General features: G+C 54.7%; 19 protein-coding genes and 1 tRNA gene. 9 read left to right on the top strand and 11 right to left on the bottom strand.

The window, feature by feature from the left end; all coding sequences use genetic code 11:
- The first annotated feature begins 48 nt into the window (after positions 1-48).
- Positions 49-1872 carry a hypothetical protein gene (locus tag VUG52_RS10540; protein ID WP_331832906.1) on the top strand — a complete coding sequence of 608 codons (1824 nt, stop codon included), beginning with the start codon at positions 49-51 and terminating at the stop codon, positions 1870-1872.
- A gap of 99 nt (positions 1873-1971) precedes the next feature.
- Here the strand turns inward: VUG52_RS10540 and VUG52_RS10535 are convergent, their stop codons facing one another.
- Complete coding sequence (locus VUG52_RS10535) at positions 1972-2181, bottom strand: hypothetical protein (RefSeq protein ID WP_262952272.1); 210 nt, start codon at positions 2179-2181, stop codon at positions 1972-1974.
- A 191-nt stretch (positions 2182-2372) separates the two neighbouring features.
- On the opposite strand from VUG52_RS10535, the gene hxsD reads away from it, so the two are divergent.
- The 6 genes from hxsD to VUG52_RS10505 all read left to right on the top strand — a co-directional run bounded on the left by hxsD (position 2373) and on the right by VUG52_RS10505 (position 7142).
- Complete coding sequence (gene hxsD, locus VUG52_RS10530; RefSeq protein ID WP_331832904.1) at positions 2373-2672, top strand: His-Xaa-Ser system protein HxsD; 300 nt, start codon at positions 2373-2375, stop codon at positions 2670-2672.
- Positions 2669-4156 carry a His-Xaa-Ser system radical SAM maturase HxsB gene (hxsB, locus tag VUG52_RS10525; protein ID WP_331832902.1) on the top strand — a complete coding sequence of 496 codons (1488 nt, stop codon included), beginning with the start codon at positions 2669-2671 and terminating at the stop codon, positions 4154-4156. The genes hxsD and hxsB overlap by 4 nt, the downstream gene beginning before the upstream one ends.
- Before the next feature lie 5 nt (positions 4157-4161).
- Entirely contained in the window at positions 4162-5391 is a 1230-nt protein-coding gene (gene hxsC / locus VUG52_RS10520; RefSeq protein ID WP_331832900.1) for a His-Xaa-Ser system radical SAM maturase HxsC, read from the top strand.
- On the top strand, positions 5388-5996 hold the full coding sequence (gene hxsA / locus VUG52_RS10515; protein ID WP_263156390.1) for a His-Xaa-Ser repeat protein HxsA: 609 nt from the start codon (positions 5388-5390) through the stop codon (positions 5994-5996). The genes hxsC and hxsA overlap by 4 nt, the downstream gene beginning before the upstream one ends.
- Positions 5997-6192: 196 nt before the next feature.
- Positions 6193-6756, top strand: a complete 564-nt coding sequence (locus VUG52_RS10510; protein WP_134694085.1) for a hypothetical protein — start codon at positions 6193-6195, stop codon at positions 6754-6756.
- Positions 6753-7142, top strand: a complete 390-nt coding sequence (locus VUG52_RS10505; RefSeq protein ID WP_023629525.1) for a hypothetical protein — start codon at positions 6753-6755, stop codon at positions 7140-7142. Before VUG52_RS10510 ends, VUG52_RS10505 begins: the two co-directional genes overlap by 4 nt.
- 110 nt (positions 7143-7252) lie before the next feature.
- On the opposite strand, the gene VUG52_RS10500 is transcribed toward VUG52_RS10505, so the two are convergent.
- Positions 7253-7579, bottom strand: a complete 327-nt coding sequence (locus VUG52_RS10500) for a DUF3077 domain-containing protein (protein WP_331832898.1) — start codon at positions 7577-7579, stop codon at positions 7253-7255.
- Between the two features lie 528 nt (positions 7580-8107).
- On the opposite strand from VUG52_RS10500, the gene VUG52_RS10495 reads away from it, so the two are divergent.
- Positions 8108-8350 carry a hypothetical protein gene (locus VUG52_RS10495; RefSeq protein WP_331832896.1) on the top strand — a complete coding sequence of 81 codons (243 nt, stop codon included), beginning with the start codon at positions 8108-8110 and terminating at the stop codon, positions 8348-8350.
- Positions 8351-8489: 139 nt separating this feature from the next.
- Positions 8490-8759: a DUF3077 domain-containing protein gene (locus tag VUG52_RS10490; protein WP_331832895.1), complete on the top strand. Its 270-nt coding sequence runs from the start codon at positions 8490-8492 to the stop codon at positions 8757-8759.
- A gap of 99 nt (positions 8760-8858) precedes the next feature.
- Here VUG52_RS10490 and VUG52_RS10485 read toward each other — a convergent pair whose 3' ends face one another.
- The 9 genes from VUG52_RS10485 to pheT form a co-directional block, all read right to left on the bottom strand.
- Entirely contained in the window at positions 8859-9956 is a 1098-nt protein-coding gene (locus tag VUG52_RS10485) for a PIN-like domain-containing protein (RefSeq protein ID WP_331832894.1), read from the bottom strand.
- 3 nt (positions 9957-9959) lie between these two features.
- Complete coding sequence (locus tag VUG52_RS10480) at positions 9960-10481, bottom strand: hypothetical protein (RefSeq protein ID WP_331832893.1); 522 nt, start codon at positions 10479-10481, stop codon at positions 9960-9962.
- Positions 10481-12154: a DEAD/DEAH box helicase family protein gene (locus VUG52_RS10475; RefSeq protein WP_331832892.1), complete on the bottom strand. Its 1674-nt coding sequence runs from the start codon at positions 12152-12154 to the stop codon at positions 10481-10483. Before VUG52_RS10475 ends, VUG52_RS10480 begins: the two co-directional genes overlap by 1 nt.
- Positions 12154-14478: an ATP-binding protein gene (locus VUG52_RS10470; RefSeq protein WP_331832891.1), complete on the bottom strand. Its 2325-nt coding sequence runs from the start codon at positions 14476-14478 to the stop codon at positions 12154-12156. Before VUG52_RS10470 ends, VUG52_RS10475 begins: the two co-directional genes overlap by 1 nt.
- Positions 14479-14597: 119 nt before the next feature.
- The gene (locus tag VUG52_RS10465) at positions 14598-15812 is read right to left on the bottom strand and encodes a DNA cytosine methyltransferase (protein WP_331832889.1); all 1215 of its coding nucleotides are present in this window, start codon (positions 15810-15812) and stop codon (positions 14598-14600) included.
- Positions 15813-16037: 225 nt separating this feature from the next.
- Positions 16038-16114: transfer RNA gene (locus VUG52_RS10460), tRNA-Pro, on the bottom strand.
- 102 nt (positions 16115-16216) lie between these two features.
- A complete protein-coding gene (locus VUG52_RS10455) occupies positions 16217-16573 on the bottom strand; it encodes a MerR family transcriptional regulator (protein ID WP_011533210.1) in 357 nt (118 codons plus the stop codon).
- Positions 16554-16856, bottom strand: a complete 303-nt coding sequence (gene ihfA, locus VUG52_RS10450) for an integration host factor subunit alpha (protein ID WP_009394049.1) — start codon at positions 16854-16856, stop codon at positions 16554-16556. Before ihfA ends, VUG52_RS10455 begins: the two co-directional genes overlap by 20 nt.
- 4 nt (positions 16857-16860) lie before the next feature.
- Complete coding sequence (pheT, locus tag VUG52_RS10445; RefSeq protein ID WP_331832888.1) at positions 16861-19242, bottom strand: phenylalanine--tRNA ligase subunit beta; 2382 nt, start codon at positions 19240-19242, stop codon at positions 16861-16863.
- Positions 19243-19273 lie beyond the last annotated feature (31 nt).

The following is a 19273-nucleotide window of genomic DNA, read 5'->3' as shown; positions in this document are numbered from 1 at the left end:
CACAAGCTCCCTTTACCCGATACACCGTTCAAAAGGTAAGGACACACGATGGCAACCTCAGGAATCGATTGCGACGACGACTTGTTCACCAGCCTTATCAGCGCCACGCCCGAAGAAGTGGACATTCTGGTGGACATCATCACCGACTTCTCCCGGGGCCGCGCCGGCCTGGATGCGGACATCAAGAAGCAGCTGGTACAGGCCAAGCACAGTTCGCGACCGGCAGGCTATACCGAGCAGCAGCTCGACCTGCTGGGCCATGAGCTGCAGCAGTTCGGCGGGCATTCGGCAATGAACCTGGCCCGTCGCCTGTTGAAGAAATCGGCGGTGCCCTACGCCGAGATCGTCAACGACGTTTACCAGAAGCTTAACGGCAGCGGCGCAACCAGCGTGGCGGACAAGGAACGCCAGATCGCCCTGGCGCTGTTCGGTGCCGGCTGGCGGGAGCTACCGGCCAGCGAGCGTTTCGAGCGGGCCACCAGCACCAAGGTGCTGACCGGGCTGTTCAAACTCGACGAGGCGCTGCCCAAAGGGGCCGCCAGCATGATCGGCCTCTCCGCCTCGCGCAGCGCGGCACTGTTCACCATGGCGGCGACCACCGGATTGCGCCTGAACCCCTTCGGCGCTGCCTTCACGGCCGGCGTGGGCCTGCATAGCAGCGTGGCTGAAGCCTACCGCGTGACCGTGCCCTTCGTTGCCCAGATGGGCTGGATCCGCCTGCGCCGGGAAGCACCCGCCACGCCCCCGGCCACACGCCCCGACACCCTGCCAGTGGCCACCTCTTCCCAGACCACGGTCGACCTGGTGGTCCAGGACGGCCAGGGCGGCACATTGCTCAAGCTCAACGTCGTGCAACGCCCGCCCGCAGGTACCCATCGCCCATTGCAAACCGACCAGATAAGTGCGCTCAACCCACTGCTGGCCAATGTGCCCGGCCTGGCCGCCATGGGCGAGCTGGCCAGCGGCAACTACGTGATGTGCAGCCTGCCATTCGAGACACTGACCAAGAACGCCAACGGCGACGGCAGCGTCCGGGCCTTCGTGCGTACCGGCGGCAAGATCAGTGAACAGGCCAGCCTGTCGCTGCCTGAAGACCTGCAGAACGTACTGCTCAGTGGCGCGGTGTGGAACGCGGTGTCCTCGGCGGTGGGCCAGAAGCACTTGCACGACATCAACGAGAAGCTGGGTGCCATCAAGCGCCAGCTGGACAACGTGCTGCGCGAGCTGGATGAAGCGCAGTGGCAAGAACTGACTGGACTGTTCGAATACACCCAAGGCGTGCTCGATCACTATCCGCACGACGGCATCGACGGCACTGCTCGCCAGACACTGGAAAATCAGCATAGCCAGATCACCTCCCTGGCCCAATACTTCAATCGCAAGATGGACGAAGAGCTGAAGCACGCTCGGGATGTGCAGGCTGACAAACTGTTCGGTGTGGACAGCACCCGCCAGGCATTGCAGGACAGCCTGACGAAGATGGAGGGTTGGGTTAGCGGTTACCTGCAAACCGCACAGCTGCAGGTGGTCAGTTGTGCCTTGCGCTACCTGGCCGAGCCACTGCAGCGCTACCGCGCTCAGGCGAGCAAGGCCCTCGAAAGCCTCGGCCAACTGGAGGAAATCGGTAACCAGAGCCGCAGCATCTACAACTCGCAGATGGAACTGACCAGCTCACGCATGTTCAGCCTCGACGCCTCCCTGAAACAAAGCTTCGCGGCGCAACTGGACGGCCTGACCAGCGTCTTGGCCCAAGGCCCGCGGGACACCCAGCAACTGCAGCAGTCGCTGTTCGATCAAGGGGAGCGTCAGGTACTGCTGCGTTATGAGAACGGACAGATCGCAGAGGCCCAACTGCTGGAACGGGCCGTCTGAAGGCGCCCAACGTAGCCTTTGGCGTAAGCGACAGGGAGGACGGCACAAGCAGGACCGGGGGCGTGAGTGTACAGAGGTTGTCTGCTGACTATCGCGTTCTCAACCTTCGAACAGCACGGTGCGCTTGCGATTCGCTTGTGCCCGTGCCCGAAGATCAGCCATGCGACTCAGCAACGATGCAGGGATGGGCTGGAGACGTTCCGGTTTCTCGGTCATGTCCATGTGGACAAGCTCAAGAATAGCTTTCTCGGCCTTCTGCGCTTCGCGTTCGATGGCTAGAAGAGCCATGTTCACCCTTGATTTGGACATGTTTTGCTCCTTCATCCGAACCATGCGACGACTGCCGCATGTGCGGTCTGATCAGATGAATGCTACAGCAGAATCGTTTACGGCAAATCAAGAGCGAGCCACCGTTACAAATGTAAAAAAATATGATGGCACTATGCCTCGTTAGCCGGCAAAATCCACACGTTCCCAACGGATTTGAAGGACCGGTTCCAATGACATGGCCAGTCATGCTGAAACTCGACAGCGCAGCCTATTCCCTCAGCGTGGTGCAACGAACCGCTTACGCCTTGGCTGACACAGTCGTGATTCAGATCGGCATTGAAGCTGACCAGATCAGCCTCACTGCCTTCCCTGCTAAAGCGAAAGTCATGCTGCCTCAGGAGCAGGCGCATTCGCTGATCCTCCAGCATTTAAATGACTTTGCCCTACGTGATCACATCAACCGTGAGACATCTGGGTTGCGTGAGGTGCTGGCTCGGGCAGCGCTTGCTGGATGCGGAGTTTCGCGGTGACACTGATTGCGACCGACGCTAACGGCTACCGTCTGCTGCCCTTTCGCTTCATGCGCCTGAACACCGCAAATGAACGTGACATTTTGCTCACCTCCGATACAGGCGAGTACATGCACGTGAACGACGCGCAGTTGCGAGCCCTTAGTTACTTCGACATAGAAGCAGGCACACCTTTTTACAAAGACCTGCTAGCTCGCCATTTCATCTACGAACCGACACGTCACGATCCTTTTCCCGAAATGGCGGCGCAATATCGCAGCCGCAAAGACTTTCTTTTCCAGGGCCCAGCCCTGCACTTGTTCGTGGTAACGCTACGCTGCAACCACACCTGCCAGTACTGCCAAGTTTCGCGCGCACCGCTGGGTGGCTCGGGCCATGACTTATCGGAAGCGGATGCACTCGCTGCTGTTGATCGCTTGTTCGAGTCGAACGCTCCCGCCCTGACAGTGGAGTTCCAGGGCGGCGAGCCACTTCTGGCCTTCGAACGTGTACGCCAGATTGTCGAATGGGTAGCTGCACGAAACTTGGTCGAGCAACGGGATATTCAGTTCGTCATTACCACAACGTTGCACCACCTGACAGACGAAGTACTCGACTTCGCAAAACAGCACCGCATCCAGTTCTCGACTTCCCTTGATGGACCGGCGCCCTTGCACAATGCCAACCGCCCGACGCCTTCACGAGACTCTTACGAGTGCACCATGGAAGGCATAAAACGGGTCCGTGAGCATCTTGGACACGACGCAGTCTCCGCGCTGACAACGTTGACCTCTCGAAGCCTTGAACAGCCTGAAGCTATCATCGACGAGTATGTAAAGCAGGGCTTTTCCAGCATTTCACTTCGACCGCTCAGCCCTTATGGGTTTGCTTCCAAGAGTGCACATCGCCTTGACTATCCGATTGAGCAGTACCTGACCTTCTACACGAAGGCGCTGGCCTATCTGCTGAAGATCAACCAGCAAGGGACCTACCTGTCGGAGAGCTACACCAGCTTGCTGCTGAAAAATATCCTGACGCCCTTCTCATCCGGCTATGTCGACCTGCGCTCGCCCGCTGGCGCGGGTACAGCGGCGCTGGTCTACAACTATGACGGTTACGTCTACCCGTCGGACGAGGCTCGGATGCTGCTGGAGATGGGCGAAGACGGTTTAAGGTTGGGCACAGTCCAGCAACCCTTGTCAGAACTTTTGGCCTCACCCGTTATGGAGGCGCTGCTTGCCAGTGGCGTCGCGGAGGCATTGCCGGGCTGTTCGGATTGCGCATTGGTTCCCTACTGCGGCGCAGACCCGGTCGAGCATTATGCTCGCCAAGGTGATCCGATCGGACACCGGTTGTTCAGCAGTTTCTGCAAGAAGAACATGGGGCTGTTAAAGCACTTGTTCGCCTTGCTTCGCGACGGAGATGACAACGTCCAAAGGGTACTGCTGTCCTGGTTGAACAGGCGCTCATACAACGATGTTCGCTTCCCAGGCTACAGGGGCTGAGGACGATGCTGCGCAAAGATACCCACTTAGAAATTCAACACCTGAATGAACCAAAGCTGCTCAAGGTCATCACCTTGGATGAGTTCATTGAGCAAGGTGTCGCAGTTTGCGCCGGTGCCGCGCAATTCCATGATTTGCTGCTCTGGCTACCCAACAAAGATCTTGAGCGAAATCCACATCTGGTTTCATTGCCAGTGGGCGGCTTCCTGATCCCAGAGTCACTCACTAGCCCCTTCGACAACGGCAGGCTACATCTGCATTCCCCCAAAGACCCGGATGTCGTTCAACCTGGCGATGTCATTGCCATTACCCCTGGCAATGCATTGGTAAGAGTGCTCTATCGACGCGGGTCAGACAGTAACCTGCTGTTCATGACGGATCGTTGCAACAGCCTCTGCCTGATGTGCTCGCAACCGCCTAAAGATATCGATGACCGCTGGCATATCGAGGAAAACCTTCGACTGATCGACCTGATGGATGCAGGCGAGGAAAACCTGGGGATCAGCGGCGGAGAGCCCACACTTTATCGTGATGGCCTGCTTGAGATTCTGGCCAAGTGCAAAACCGTTTTGCCGCAGAAGTCCATACATGTGCTCAGCAATGGACGGCTGTTCAAAGATCCGAGCTGGATCGCAGCCCTCGCGGCCCTAGGCCACCCACAGTTGAGTTGGGGCATCCCGCTGTATGCCGACAACGCAGTCGACCATGACCATGTAGTTCAGTCCCCGGGCGCCTTCAGCGAAACCGTGCAAGGTCTCTACAATCTCGCACGCGCTAACCAGATCATTGAAATACGTGTGGTGCTCAGTCGCCTGACCACACCACGCTTGCCTGAATTAGCTCACTACGTGTTCAGGAACCTCCCCTTCGTGCGGCACGTTGCGTTGATGGGTATCGAAAGTACTGGTCTGGCCAGAAAGCACTACGAAGAGTTGTGGATTGACCCGCTGGATTATCAAGAGGCATTGAGCCAAACCGCCTATTTCCTCTTCAACCGTGGGATGCCGGTTTCCATCTACAACCTGCCCCTGTGTTTGATCCCACCCCATCTCTCACGATTCGCCCGCCAGAGCATCTCCGACTGGAAAAACCTGTTCATCGATACCTGCCAGCAATGCGCTGCCGTCAAACATTGCTCAGGGTTCTTCAAATCCCACACTGACCGCTGGCAGAGCCGCGGCGTACGACAACTATCGACCGAGGCCTTTAGCGCCTATGCAAGGAGTGCACAGTGAAATTGCTTGACCGCTGGAAAATCCTGATCAGTGGCATCACCTTGTTGCCGATGGCTGGTACCACATTGGCACAAGCGGGCCATACACCGCTCGCCGATGCGAACTGGCAACCAAACGACAAGCTGCAGCCTCCAGTCTTTGCCGATACGCTCAATGCCGCAGACGCAGTGAACATTTATGCGGCACATCGCTCGCACAGCTCACATCGGTCCCATAGCTCCCACAGTTCCCATTACAGCGGGTCCGGTGGCTATAGCGCGCCTCGTTACTACAGCCCGCCCGCAACGAGCACGCGGAGCTACAGTGCGCCGAGTACTTCGCACAGTACTTCAGGTAGCAATAGCCTTTATCAGTCGACCGGCACTGCTCCCGGAGCGAGCCCAGGTACGTCAAAGACCCGCGCAACCAACGAACAGAAAAGCAACCTGGTCAAGCGCGTACAGACTGCACTTATGGTTCGCCAGTACTATCAAGGCACAATTGATGGGGTCATGGGCAAGGCTACTCGTGGCGCGTTAATGGCCTTCCAAATGGATAGTGCACTGACCGTGAATGGCAGGATGGATACACCCACCCTCAACTCCCTGGGGATCAAGATTCCATAAATTTTGTCAGGGTAAGAGTCCACCGCGACTCGCTCTAGCAACAGGTGAGCCCCAATGTAAGCCGTTCGCGGAAGGTTCTGATTACTGCGCCTTAGTGATAAAGGCGCTTGGCCATTAGCACAAGCGCCCTAATCGACCCTGCTTCCCCAGGCCTCGTATAGTCCCCTCTGGATTACAAAAACCAGGAAAGGACTCCATGGGCCACAAACTACCACCCCTCTGCCAATGGCTGGCCATCCTGGCCCTCACCTGCAGCACCCCGGCCCTGGCTGCACCCGCCTCGGGCGACTACTGGATCATCTACGGCAAAGGCGAACGCCTGCACAACGAGGTCTACGTCGCCGATGCCGCCGGCATCCTGCAAAAGCCCGGTGGCGTGCAATCGGCCCAGGTCATGCAGCTGTTCGAAGACCCGGCCTTCCCGACCCTCGCCGCCTACGAGGTGCAGGTCAAATGCAAACAGCGCCAGATCCGCCTGGACAGCGCCCGGGCGATACGTCGCTTCGACGGCGCCGTGCGCGATGTGAAAACCAACGCCAAAGACTGGGTCGCACCAAAGGACTACTGGCTGCAGCGCACCTTCGCCTTCGTCTGCGCCCCCGACAACCGCGCGCGCAACCAGATGCTGTCGATCGGCAAGATGCCGGCGGCGAAGATGGTCGCCACCATCCAGGCCATGTTCATCCAGTTGATTGGCGTGCAGGCCAACAGCCAGGCGGTGCAGGAGCTGGACGACATGCTGGCGAACACCCCACGATGAGCACGCGTCCTCTGCTGGTCCTTGGCCTGTTGCTGCCTGCGCTGGCCGGCTGCATCCCGACCCTGCCGGAGCTGATGGCGGGCAACCAATGGCAAGGCCGCGACGCCAAGCAGGCCATCGACTTCTTCGGCCCGCCCATGCGCATGGAGCCGTTGCCCGGTGGCGCTGGGGTGCAGTTGGGCTGGTACCGCGATACCACCTACGTGCAAAAGGAGGTGGTCGGCAGCACCGCCGAGATGCAAGGCAACGTGATGGTCCATACAAACTACTGGGACGACGTGGCCCATCCTGGCGGCTGCACGATACTGATGTCGGTGAACAAGGCGCGGCAGATCAACGATTTCTCCACCAAGGGCCGCTGTAACGGCGTGAACCTGGCGCCATAGCGGCTAGCCGAAACGCGGCAGTGAACTTGTTGGAGCGGGATCGTGGGAGCGGGCCTGCCCCGCGATAGCGTCCACCCAGACAACCAAGCCCCCAGCCAGACACCCTCCCCCTACTCAGCCCCCCGCCCAACCATCAACCCATGATTCACATCCTGGGCCAACGCCTTGGCCATGCCACTGAGGTAATGTACCGCCGTCAGCAGCGTAGGCAGATGATCAGGCTCCACCATCGCCAGATCACTGATCTTGTGCACCGCACACATCAGCACGGTCGCCTGCTCCACCGCATGGTCCAGCGGATGCCCCGCCACAACACGGAACAGCGGGTCTTGCACACCCACCTCCCCGCCTTCGCCTGACTCAACACTGACCGTCGGACCGACGTGGCGATGCTCAACCATCAAACCATTGATGCGATGCTTACCTCCGCAATCCATGCGGCAATTATCACCTGTTAGCGGTTAGACATAGACCTACCATTCGCTCACGAACGTTGCAGCAACCCTCATCCCGCCCTCGTAATATCTGGTGTCGCAAGTGAAAGTTATCGAGTCGTCGGCTTATGTGGAGCCACAAAGGTTAGTGATTTGACTTGAGCTTGCAGGTCGTTACAGATAAGTGACATCAGAGGTATTGAGTTGTGAAAAAATCAGATTTAACCCCTTCCTTGTAGTCCATTTCCCAAAGATACTCTCTCCGCTGATTTTCCGTTGCATGCGCTAAAAGTGAGCTCTAGTCTCGGCATGTCGTTGCTATTCAACGACCGGGTTTAGCCGCCCGACATCGTCAGACACCACAGCCGTGCGATGCCGAGTAATCGACATTTGCGCCTTTATGGCGGCTGTACGTGGGGCACCTTCGGGTGCGCCGGGTGCCTGACGTCCCGGTCGGCTAACCCGCGTACAGCTGCCACCTATTCGTTTAGCCGCGTTAGGTGGTTGCTCCATCACGACAGGAGCCACACCATGCTTAAGATCGTTCCCGATCCTCCTCACAATATGCTCATCCTTGAAGACATCCTGATCCAGGCCACTGACCATGCACTGTGTGCGGAAACAGTTGTGCAACAGGCGTTGTTATTACAGCCCAAGTCGCCGGTGTCGATTCTGATGATGACCTCGATGCATGAGATAGAGGCACTGAAAGCATTGCTTGAGTCTGCCCTGATCCAGTTACAGGTGCCAACTGAGCCTAGGGGAATTTATTAAAATTCAAGTGAAATAACACTTGCATTGATCCTGCTCACCAAAAACCACTACAGCACTTTGCGCATAGTAAAAAACCCTGAACGCACGAGCTATTTTTAGGAACTCAGGCTAAATAATAAATAACCAGGGAGATTGAATAATGGCTTCAGACGATACCAAGTTCACCGTTGGAAAAACCATATTCTACCAGGGCGAAAAACAGACCTACCCCTTATTCCGTATCGAAGCTGGCATACCTTGCCAGCACGCACGTGAACAAGCTTCTGAACTAATGGGCTGCGCACGTGATTTGACTATTGACGGCCTGATGGAAGATAAGCCGCAGCTAATCTGGGCCTCTCATTACCTCTGCGCTTTGGCTAAGGCATTAATGGATGACGCCGAACTAGGCATGGCGCATAAAGTATAACACTTTACGCCCCAGGAGCGCTTTCAGAGAATACATTAACCACTTAACTCTGAAGGCGCCGAGCGGGTGAAGTTAGTCAGACTACACCGCCTAGCAAACTCAACCCGAAACATCACCGGAAGAGTGAGTAGACATCGACTTTAAACTAGAAATCTGCTTGTTAAGCTCATCTAACCGAGAACGCAACACTGCCAGATCAGCAGTCGTTGAATTCATATAACCCGGCGTTCCAGAAATCATTCCAATCAGCTGATCTCGCTCATCCTCCAAGATCGTAATTTGATCATGAAAAAACAAATTTGAGCTAGCATTCTGATGCAAACGTGCTTGCTCGTCAGCAAGGAGGCTTTTAGTTACCAAGTCAAAATTAGAGTTAATTACTGGAAAGTGCTCCGCAGCAAACCTTAAGAACTGACCGAACTCATACATATGAAAATCCTGACCAACCTCCAACTTAAACTCTTCTATCAGCTCCGGACGAGGACCAATCTTTCTACCTCTGTGAATCCACCACCAGTCTTCCTTTGCATCATCAGTAATAAAAACTACAGATCGATTTTCAGCTTTTGCCTTGCATATGATCTCTCTCCATATGATGAGGTCCCCAAATCTATCGTAGCCTGTACAATCCTTTTTTTCATCTTTGTAGCCCGGAGGGATTTTTTTTGCATAACGATCCTCACCCTCCTTTTTTATTGCAATGAGCTTCTCCGACGACAGTCTCAGCCCAACTTTACCTTCGAAAACTTTAGTAAGCCGATCCACCGCCTTAGAAATCTCTTCTTTTGGATGGGAGTCTCGTGCCGCCTCCATTCGCCCTCTAAAGTCAGAAATATACATTTCTAGCGCTGACAACTCTCTATCTACATCAATAGTGGGATGCGCTCTAAGCTGCCGAAATCGGTCACGTGACTTTTCAACAATTGACTCTTGATCTCTGATTAAAGACTCATATGCATCAATTGCACCATACTCAACGCCAAGTCGATTCTTGTGAAACTCAAGACCTACCTGATACGGAAGCCATAGAGAACCACTCAATGCTTCAAAAACCCCCAACAATCTGTCACGAACTTTCGCCGGGTGGCGCAAACAATGCAGCAATACGTTCGTATCTGGAATGAACAGGCCTTCATTCCATATCCTTTCAATTTGAACGCTATCTTTACCATACCACCCAGCGAAAGTATCACGCATAATTTAGTCCAACCATGCAATTTTTTTAATACCTAGCCGCATAGAGGCTTCAACCACCAATTTCCTCGAAGACTCATCACTTGTTTTACCGGTCTCTAGAAGAACAACACCATGGGAGACACCTCCATTGTTTATAGCCCGCTCAAACGCGGCCATTAGAACCAACTTCCAGTCTCTACTCTTACCCCAGCAGACGACTCGCCCATCATCTAACTGACAACCGTGCGGCTTAATAAAAGTCCCGCTCACATCTCTTGGTGGAGACATATCTAAAGCTCGCCATATATCATCCTCCGCAGCCAGCAGCTTAGCGCGCTCGTATGGCTTTATAAGAGAGTCCTTGATGTAAACACGAACTTTTCTCGGATCCATAAAATGAGCTAGCTGGCCGCCAACGTCCGGATCTTTAGTCCATCTCTCATAGAGCTTAGAGCGATCCAAATCATTAAGTGAAGACCAACCTATTTGATCCGCAAGCGACCAAATTTTATCCCTAATGGATATCCTAATCTTCTCAGGAAGCATCACTGTACCGTTCCTCGATTATGAGGCCTTGGAAACTCAAAAGCCGGTAGTTCAAGGACAGGATCACCCTCGCGCATAAATAGATCCGCCTGATCACGCATCCAATCCAGCATAAAACTCCCTGCGCTTTCATCGCGAAATTGCACAACACCAGGCAGCGAGAGTCTTTCAATATCTCCTCGCGCACTTTTCTCCAATTCAACAACCTCCGCAATCCGTCTCAGATCACTGACAAAATCCAAGACAACGACCTTCTTTTTCTTCGGGCTTATGCGGAGGCCTCGCCCGAGCTGCTGAACAAATATCCTGCGACTATGCGTTACACGCATAAATACAATCATGTCGACGTCTGGTACATCTACACCCTCATTGAATAAATCTCGAGTGGTGACAACATCCAAATGTCCCTTCCGAAACGCCGCCATCGTGCGATCTCGCTCTCGCGCCGTCATTTCACCTGTAATAGGCTGTGCCCGAAACCCAAATAATTGTAAAGTTGCTGCAAAGCTTTTTGCATGATGCACCGACGCGCAGAACACGATAACGGAGCGACGGCATTCCTTATCAAAACTTTCCCTTACAGCCCTTGCAGCTTCTTCGTCCCTGACCGGCATCAACAACAACTTATTCAGTTGCGAGACAGAATATTTATGACGAGAGCTTTTCTGAACAGCGCTCCAATCAACATTATCTGCAAGCAAACGATAGTCTGCCTCACATAAAAATCCGTTTTTCAGGCCGTCCGCTATACCGATTTGTATGACCGGCGACCCTAGTAACTCGTCAATATCATAGCCATCTCCTCGCCAAGGCGTGGCGGTAACTCCACCAATCATTGCACTTGAGAGACGTTGAGTTACGCGACGAAAAGTCTCCGAGCCAACATGGTGTGCTTCATCAATCAAAACCAAGCCGAAATCTGGAAGTTCATCAAGCTTAGACACAGCACTCTGAACAGTCGCAAATGTTATTCCATTCCATTCATCAGGCTTCTCACCAGCCATCAATCGATGGGTTTTCACCCACTTCGGGAGTTGGTCCCAGAAAGACCTTTGGAGCTGATCAACAAGTTCTCGCGTACCCGCCAGCACCAATACCGCCCCTCCTGGCACAGCGTTATCCCGCAATAACTCCGATACGCTCTCAGCTAGTACTACGGTTTTACCAAGACCGGTAGCAAGAACAACTTGAGCCCTCCCAGTTTCACGAAGAGAAGCCACAAACTTTCTTACCGCTTCGTCTTGATAGCTTCTCAATTCACGCCTGTGCGATGAATATTCGGGGCTTTTTCTGGCAAGCTCGATGAGTACAGAAGGGTCAAGTACATCTATCTTAATACCCAACGCCGCCCAACGTTTGATTGCTTCGTAAACTGCCGGGCCAGGCCTTCTATTCAAAGCAACATAAATTCTGTCAGCTTTGTAAAACCGAGCAGCCTCACCAACCTCATCCACGGCACTTGCGGAAGGATATCCAACAGTTGTGAACTTACACTGAACGACCCAAAGCTCGCCATTCTTCACGCCCAGGACATCGGCGCCATGATCCCCAGAACCACCAACCAATCTAACATCCTGGAAGCCATTACATACAAGCAAGCGAGCAATATCGCGCTCGAATGCTTGCCATGTACCGTTTATAAGCCGGGAGGCGTCAAGATAAGATTCATTCATCAGTCAAAAGTATCCGATTTAAGAAGCCGAACTGAACATGTTGCCCTGACAATCACATCTCGGCTTGCGCGCTCAATGTCGGACGGCGACTGATTAATAATCCAGACCAAATCACGCAAGTATGCGTCATAACGAGTTCGCACAGACTCACGCACTTGACTAGTCACTACCACACTACCAAAATCTAGTGAAGTATACGCGTCCTCCCAGAACTTACCATCTAGGAACAAATCTGGCCTACGACTAAAGAACGCTCTTATAGCCTCAGGATCAGCATACTCCCAAAAACGACCTTCAGAAATTAACGCCTTATGATCAGGAACGCCGCGATGAGCCATTCTCCGAAAAATAACTTCTTTATCCCGCTCGTCCAACTCTTGGAATATATTGCCTCCTTCCGCATCCGGTACTAACTGAGGTATTGCACGAGCAAGGTCCGACATTACCGAAGATGCCGAGGCAATGATCTCCTGCGGATCCAAACGAGAATCAATGCAATATTGTTTCCGAAAATCAGCCAGTACAAGCGCAAAAGGAGGCTCTTGAGCCTGCCCCTTCAAAAACTCTACCGTTCGATAAGTAAGCTCTATAAGCAAGGCATCTACTGGAGTCATGGTGGTCGAGCGAAACATATCATGCGTCAAATCCACCATGAAGGCGTAAGTTCGGGTCGAAACATCTTCTAGTTTCAGCAGCCAGGGAAGACCAACTGGGAAGCCTGGATCTTTTGTATCTACACTATAAGCCTGCACCTCGTACTCAACTCGATATGTCGGATGAATGTATTTTCTCGACATTTCGTAAATTGGCCGATGGGCAAATACTGGGGCAGGCATTGCCTCAATCAGTAGTTGATCAGTAACAACTCCTGGGGCTTCAGGGGTCGGAGACTCAATATCTAAAAAACCCTCCGGAAGCGAACTTTCATTTTCGCCTCCCACTTTTTCTCCTAGCACATCTCGATCTTGTTCAAGCACAAGTTCCCACCACCGATCATCGGCTAAATAGTCGGATTCATCCTGCTCAAAAAGATCCGCCATTTGCATGGCTCGGTCGTTGTCCTTTACCACCAGTACTCGTGACCACAATCCATTTTTTCCTTGCGGGCTCGAACGCCGGAAAGCTTGAAATAGGCGATACAGAGGGCTATCGTTGCCTTCATAGCCACGCTGCCTTGCAACTATGGGGCGCAGCGGGCCTTCACCTCGCACTACCCTTATCATCTCGCTCCAGGCAGGGTCATCCCGCTCAAAGCGATCCTTTGTATAGCTTACACGGCAATGGTCAATATGGATTTCACCGACAAAGCGACCACGTCCACGCTGGTCGTCAGTCGGATACTCTACCTCCGAAACGTCTCCATCACTCCACTCAAATAGGTCCTTATTAGCAATCTCTATTTTTCGGCCATTACGAATAAAGTCGAGACCAAATTCAGTATTATGGAGATATCGCTGAAGTCCGATCCAACCATGAATCCGACGCTTCACTTCTACAATATTGCAACGCCCACTCGCCGTCGGGCAGACCTTCTCAGAAACCGCAAGCGTACGCATGCAACTTGTGCAATAAAGGCGAGAAGCTAGATTTAAATCAATATATTCAACCGCCCTAGCACATGAGCCATCTGGGAAGTTCACTACGCGACCTTCATTCCAGATGCAGTGCCTACGCGGAGAAAGACGAACACCTCCCACTGTCAATCTGATTCTACCTGCTTCAGATTGCCCAAGTAAGGATGAATAAGTCCTGGCAAGATGCTTACGCATCGTCTTCTGGTTATTGCCTCTCGCCAAATACGACCTTTGATCTTGCTTGAGCCGACTTACTACAATGGTTGTGCCATGTGACGCATGATCAGCTTTAGGGCGAGTTTGCCGCGGGACCTTGAAACTTCTAGTAGCACTAAGTTCCTCAAGATCAATCCGCACACCTACTTCCTCAGCATCACCAGCACGTGTCGTCCAAACCTCAGTTACCAGGCCCAGACGAGCGGTAGCGATGTTGAAACCCATACCAAATAGGCCAAGATTGAATAAAGGATCATTACCTGACCAACCAGCTCTTACAGCATTTTCTAAAGACTCAAACGACATCCCTGGGCCGTTGTCCTTAATAGTGACCCTGGCGCTCTCATTATCCGCCATTGGCAGGGAAATAGATATTTCTGGGCCTTCAATAGGGGCACCGGCCCGCGTTGCATGCACAAATCCATCGATAGAGTTGTCAATCAACTCAGCCAAACAGCGCCATTGAGGTAGATTGATTTCACCCAGCATCTGCAAAATACGCGGGTCAGGTGTAAGATCGAATTCCTGTGCCATATTGTTCCCTACTAGAATTTTTGCTTGGGCGCATGGCGAGTACGCCCTACCCAGATTTCCTTGGCAAACATGATTTTTGAAGCGTCAGTATGTTAGCAGCTCTGTAGCTACATTCAGCTTCAGCGAAGCCGCTGAGCTATGGACACTGCCCCCCTAAGCTGCTCCGCCACACTCGCTGCAACCTGCTGCGCTAATAAAACTGGAACAGCATTACCCAATTGCCGCATAGTCTCTGACCAACTGCCATGAAACTTGAAGCTATCCGGAAAAGTCTGGATGCGCGCACTTTCCCTAACAGTAAAATAGCGGACCGACCCATCATCACGGACTAGCATATTCTCTCCACCCGGAACTCCATGCCCCCCCGCCTTGAGGGTCTTGGCAGGGAGATCGAGAGGACTACCTGTATGGCCTGGATACACCCTCGCCCCGGCCTGATAGAGATGATTGGATATTGTAGACGAAGCAGAAGTGCAGGGATCAGGTAGATCGTAAATTGCATCTCGAACCGTTTGCCATGGAAGGGTGCTCAATCCATCTTTCTGATTTTTCAGCCGTTGAACCCTGGCCATGAGCTTTTCGGGGAGAATAGGAACTGGCAGCCCATGCCGACGCCAATAATTCCCAGTCACCCACTGATCGTAAAGCAACGCATCATAGCTGTGCGTAGGAGAGGGAAATTTCCAGCTGACATTGAGGTCATTCCTAAAGCCAACCAAAAAAATTCGTTCCCGCTTCTGAGGGACGCCATAATCGGCCGCATTTACTAGAGTAGCCGTAACGTTATAGCTAAGCTCTGAACAGTGACAACTAGCCATCTCTTGCTTAAGCCGACTATGATGTTCACTCCAATCTTCGTTATCGCGAGGTGGCAGCTCGGGGAACTGTAATTGTAGCTGGATGTAGTTGAAGTAGCTGGCAAAAGTTACCCTCGTAAGCCCTTTAACATTCTCAATGAGAAACGCCTGAGGCTTCAACTGCCTGATCACATCCACTGTAGCTGGAAACATATCTCGCGTATCACCCTGCGCCTTATGCTTTCCCCCGATGGAAAACGGCTGACATGGCGGCCCGCCGGCGAGTAACTCAATGCCTTCTGGCACAGTCGACCAGTCAAACGATCGGACATCACCCTCATGGAGTTGCCAGCTAGCTAATAAGGAATGACCAAGTCGTTGATTCTCTCGAACTGTATCACAAGCCCATTTATCCCACTCAACGACAGCAAGGTGTTCAAAACCTGCAATCTCGCATCCCATGGCCAGGCCACCCGCCCCTGCGAATAGCTCTACTGATCTCATCGGATCGCCCCCAACATACTTTTTGAAATCCATGAAAAGCCAGATAGGGAGATACTACCAGCTAAAAACACGGGGCAAAATAGCTCCATGGCAGTTCGCTTCCACTTGCTCGTGACATTCAGCCAGGACTATAAAGCTTGACCATTATTAATAAATAGATTTACTCAATTGACTCAACATTCACTGCATTTAGCTTAAGCCAATTAAAAAACACAAAAAAGCCCAGTCGTTTCCGACTGGGCTTTTTCGTTTCAATAATGGTCGGGACGGAGTGATTCGAACACTCGACCCCTTGCACCCCATGCAAGTGCGCTACCGGGCTGCGCTACGCCCCGACAAGGCGGTTCTCAATGTTGCCGAGAACGAGAAGAAATGTACCCTAACCTTTTGATTAATGGAAGCTTTTTTTCAAAAAACTTTCCACTCATCGGCTTTGGTCACTTCTTGAGCACCACCAACACATCCTCCAACTCCGCAATCATCTGCCGAATCAGCTGCTTGTACTGGCTGGACTCATCCTTGACCTCATCACTGGAAAGCCGCAAGCGCGCCCCGCCAATGGTAAAGCCCTGGTCATACAGCAAAGCGCGGATCTGGCGGATCATCAGCACGTCCTGGCGCTGATAATACCGCCGGTTGCCACGGCGCTTCACCGGGTTGAGCTGCGGAAATTCCTGCTCCCAGTAGCGCAGCACGTGCGGTTTTACCGCACAGAGCTCGCTGACTTCACCGATGGTGAAGTAGCGTTTGCCCGGGATGGGGGGCAGCTCGTCGTTATGGCTTGGTTCCAGCATAGGCCTCTACCCGGGCTTTCAGCTTCTGCCCTGGACGAAAGGTGACGACGCGGCGCGCGGTGATCGGGATCTCTTCCCCTGTTTTAGGGTTGCGGCCCGGCCGCTGGCGTTTGTCGCGAAGGTCGAAGTTGCCGAAACCGGACAACTTGACCTGCTCGTTGTCTTCAAGCGCGTGCCGAATTTCTTCGAAAAACAGCTCGACCAGCTCCTTGGCCTCACGCTTGTTAAGCCCCAGCTCCTCGTACAGCCTTTCGGCCATCTCAGCTTTCGTCAGAGCACCCATGCCGTTATTTCCTTAACGTGGTGTTCAACCTTTGTTCAAGCGAGGTGAGGATGGTTTGCAGGGTTTCATTCACCTCATCGTCGTTAAGAGTGCGCGATGGATGTTGCCAGGTCAAGCCGACGGCCAGGCTTTTTCTATCAGGATCAATGCCTTTACCCTGGTAGACGTCAAACAGCCTGAGGTCTGTGAGCCATTCGCCTGCATTGTCACGAATTACTTCAAGCACCGAGCTCGAAGCTACATCACGACCGGCGATCAAAGCCAGGTCACGGCGGGTTTCCGGGAACTTGGACAGCTCGCTGAACTTCGGCAGGCGGCCTTCCACGACATCACCGAGCACCAGCTCGAAGACGAACACCGGACGGTCGAGGCCGAGGATCTTGGCCAGTTCCGGGTGGATGGCGCCGAGGTAGCCGACTTCCTTGCCGTCGCGCTCGATGCGGGCGGTCTGGCCTGGGTGCAGGGCTGGGTGCTTGCCGGCGACGAAAGTGAAGTCGCTCAGGGCGCCGGAGTAGCCCAGCAGGGCTTCCACGTCGGCTTTGACGTCGAAGAAGTCGATGCCGTCGCGACCGTTTGCCCAGCCTTCGGGCTGGCGGCTGCCGGTGACGACGCCGGCGATCATCGGCTGCTGCTTGAGGTCACCGAGCTGGCCGACGAAGCGCAGGCCGCTTTCGAACAGGCGCACGCGGTCTTGCTGGCGGTTGAGGTTGTGCTGCATCGCCTTGACCAGGCCCGGCCACAGCGAGGCGCGCATGGCGGCCATGTCGCTGGAGATGGGGTTGGCCAGCAGCAGCGGCTCGACGCCTGGGGTGAACAGCTCGAACAGTTTCGGGTCGATGAAGCTGTAGGTGATGGCTTCCTGGTAGCCGCGGGCGACGAGCAGACGACGCAGGTTCGGCAGCTCGCCTCGGGTTTCCGGGCGGGCTTGCGGGGCCAGGCGGGCCTGCGGGTAGCGGACCGGCAGGTTGTTGTAGCCGTACAGGCGGGCCAGCTCTTCGATCAGGTCGACTTCCAGGCTGACGTCGAAGCGGTGGCTTGGGACGGTGACCGTCCACTGCCCTGCCCCGTTTGCGCTGGTGTTCAGCTCCAGGGCGTTGAGCAGTTGTTCGACCTGGGCGGCGTCCATCTCCATGCCGAGCATCTGGGTGATGCGTTCGGCGCGCAGGGTGATCGGCGCGATGTTCGGCAGGTGCTGCTCGCTCACGGTCTCGACTACGGGGCCTGCTTCGCCGCCGACGATCTCGAGGATCAGGGCGGTGGCGCGCTCCATGGCTTCACGGGCCAGTTGCGAGTCCACGCCGCGCTCGTAGCGGTGCGAGGCGTCGGTGTGCAGGCCGTAGGAACGGGCCTTGCCGGCAACGGAAATCGGCTCGAAGAAGGCGCTCTCGAGGAACAGGTCGCGGGTCTTCTCGGTGTTGACGCCGCTGTGCTCGCCACCCATCACGCCGGCAATGGCCAGGGCGCGGGTGTGGTCGGCGATCACCAGGGTGTCGGCGCGCAGGGCAACTTCCTGGCCGTCCAGCAGGACGAGCTTCTCGCCCTCTTCGGCCATGCGTACGCGGATGCCACCGTTGATTTCGGCGAGGTCGAAGGCGTGCATCGGCTGGCCGAGCTCGAGCATCACGTAGTTGGTGATGTCGACGGCGGCGTCGATGCTGCGCACGTCGCTGCGGCGCAGGCGCTCGACCATCCACAGCGGGGTCGGCTTGCTCAGGTCGACGTTGCGGATCACGCGGCCCAGGTAGCGTGGGCAAGCGGCCGGGGCGCTGACTTCGACCGGGCGCACTTCGTCGTGGGCGGCCGGTACGGCCGGCACGACTGGGCGGGTGACCGGCACGTCGTACAGGGCGCTGACGTCACGGGCCAGGCCGGCCAGGGACAGGCAGTCGCCGCGGTTCGGGGTCAGGCCGATCTCGATGCTGGCGTCGTCGAGGTTCAGGTACTTGCGAATGTCTTCGCCAACCGGGGCGTCAGCCGCCAGTTCCAGCAGGCCGTCGTTCTCTTCGCTGATCTGCAGCTCGGAAGCCGAGCAGAGCATGCCGAACGACTCGACGCCGCGCAGCTTGGCTTTCTTGATCTTGAAGTCGCCCGGCAGTTCGGCGCCGATCATGGCGAACGGGATCTTGATGCCTGGGCGGGCATTCGGGGCGCCGCAGACCACCTGGAAGGTCTCTGCGCCGTTGCTCACCTGGCACACGCGCAGCTTGTCGGCGTCCGGGTGTTGTTCGGTGGTGAGGATCTCGCCCACCACGATGCCGCTGAACTGGCCGGCAGCGGGGGTCACGCTGTCGACTTCGAGGCCGGCCATGGACAGGCGGGCAACCAGTTCGTCACGGGAGACTTGCGGGTTTACCCAACCGCGCAGCCACTGTTCACTGAATTTCATGCTGTTCTCCTGAAAGTTGCGTCGATTGGGC

Origin of the sequence: Pseudomonas sp. LH21 (assembly GCF_036549575.1) — a bacterium.
GTDB lineage: Bacteria > Pseudomonadota > Gammaproteobacteria > Pseudomonadales > Pseudomonadaceae > Aquipseudomonas > Aquipseudomonas peradeniyensis.
This window is presented reverse-complemented; position numbering and strand designations above follow the sequence as displayed.

What these genes read in the sequence shown, in the direction of transcription:
- VUG52_RS10540 (WP_331832906.1), top strand. Translation starts at nt 49, where the DNA reads ATGGCAACCTCAGGAATCGATTGCGACGACGACTTGTTCACCAGCCTT.
- VUG52_RS10535 (WP_262952272.1), bottom strand. Translation starts at nt 2,181, where the DNA reads ATGTCCAAATCAAGGGTGAACATGGCTCTTCTAGCCATCGAACGCGAA.
- hxsD (WP_331832904.1), top strand. Translation starts at nt 2,373, where the DNA reads ATGACATGGCCAGTCATGCTGAAACTCGACAGCGCAGCCTATTCCCTC.
- hxsC (WP_331832900.1), top strand. Translation starts at nt 4,162, where the DNA reads ATGCTGCGCAAAGATACCCACTTAGAAATTCAACACCTGAATGAACCA.
- VUG52_RS10510 (WP_134694085.1), top strand. Translation starts at nt 6,193, where the DNA reads ATGGGCCACAAACTACCACCCCTCTGCCAATGGCTGGCCATCCTGGCC.
- VUG52_RS10505 (WP_023629525.1), top strand. Translation starts at nt 6,753, where the DNA reads ATGAGCACGCGTCCTCTGCTGGTCCTTGGCCTGTTGCTGCCTGCGCTG.
- VUG52_RS10500 (WP_331832898.1), bottom strand. Translation starts at nt 7,579, where the DNA reads ATGGATTGCGGAGGTAAGCATCGCATCAATGGTTTGATGGTTGAGCAT.
- VUG52_RS10495 (WP_331832896.1), top strand. Translation starts at nt 8,108, where the DNA reads ATGCTTAAGATCGTTCCCGATCCTCCTCACAATATGCTCATCCTTGAA.
- VUG52_RS10490 (WP_331832895.1), top strand. Translation starts at nt 8,490, where the DNA reads ATGGCTTCAGACGATACCAAGTTCACCGTTGGAAAAACCATATTCTAC.
- VUG52_RS10485 (WP_331832894.1), bottom strand. Translation starts at nt 9,956, where the DNA reads ATGCGTGATACTTTCGCTGGGTGGTATGGTAAAGATAGCGTTCAAATT.
- VUG52_RS10480 (WP_331832893.1), bottom strand. Translation starts at nt 10,481, where the DNA reads ATGCTTCCTGAGAAGATTAGGATATCCATTAGGGATAAAATTTGGTCG.
- VUG52_RS10475 (WP_331832892.1), bottom strand. Translation starts at nt 12,154, where the DNA reads ATGAATGAATCTTATCTTGACGCCTCCCGGCTTATAAACGGTACATGG.
- VUG52_RS10470 (WP_331832891.1), bottom strand. Translation starts at nt 14,478, where the DNA reads ATGGCACAGGAATTCGATCTTACACCTGACCCGCGTATTTTGCAGATG.
- VUG52_RS10465 (WP_331832889.1), bottom strand. Translation starts at nt 15,812, where the DNA reads ATGGATTTCAAAAAGTATGTTGGGGGCGATCCGATGAGATCAGTAGAG.
- VUG52_RS10455 (WP_011533210.1), bottom strand. Translation starts at nt 16,573, where the DNA reads ATGCTGGAACCAAGCCATAACGACGAGCTGCCCCCCATCCCGGGCAAA.
- ihfA (WP_009394049.1), bottom strand. Translation starts at nt 16,856, where the DNA reads ATGGGTGCTCTGACGAAAGCTGAGATGGCCGAAAGGCTGTACGAGGAG.
- pheT (WP_331832888.1), bottom strand. Translation starts at nt 19,242, where the DNA reads ATGAAATTCAGTGAACAGTGGCTGCGCGGTTGGGTAAACCCGCAAGTC.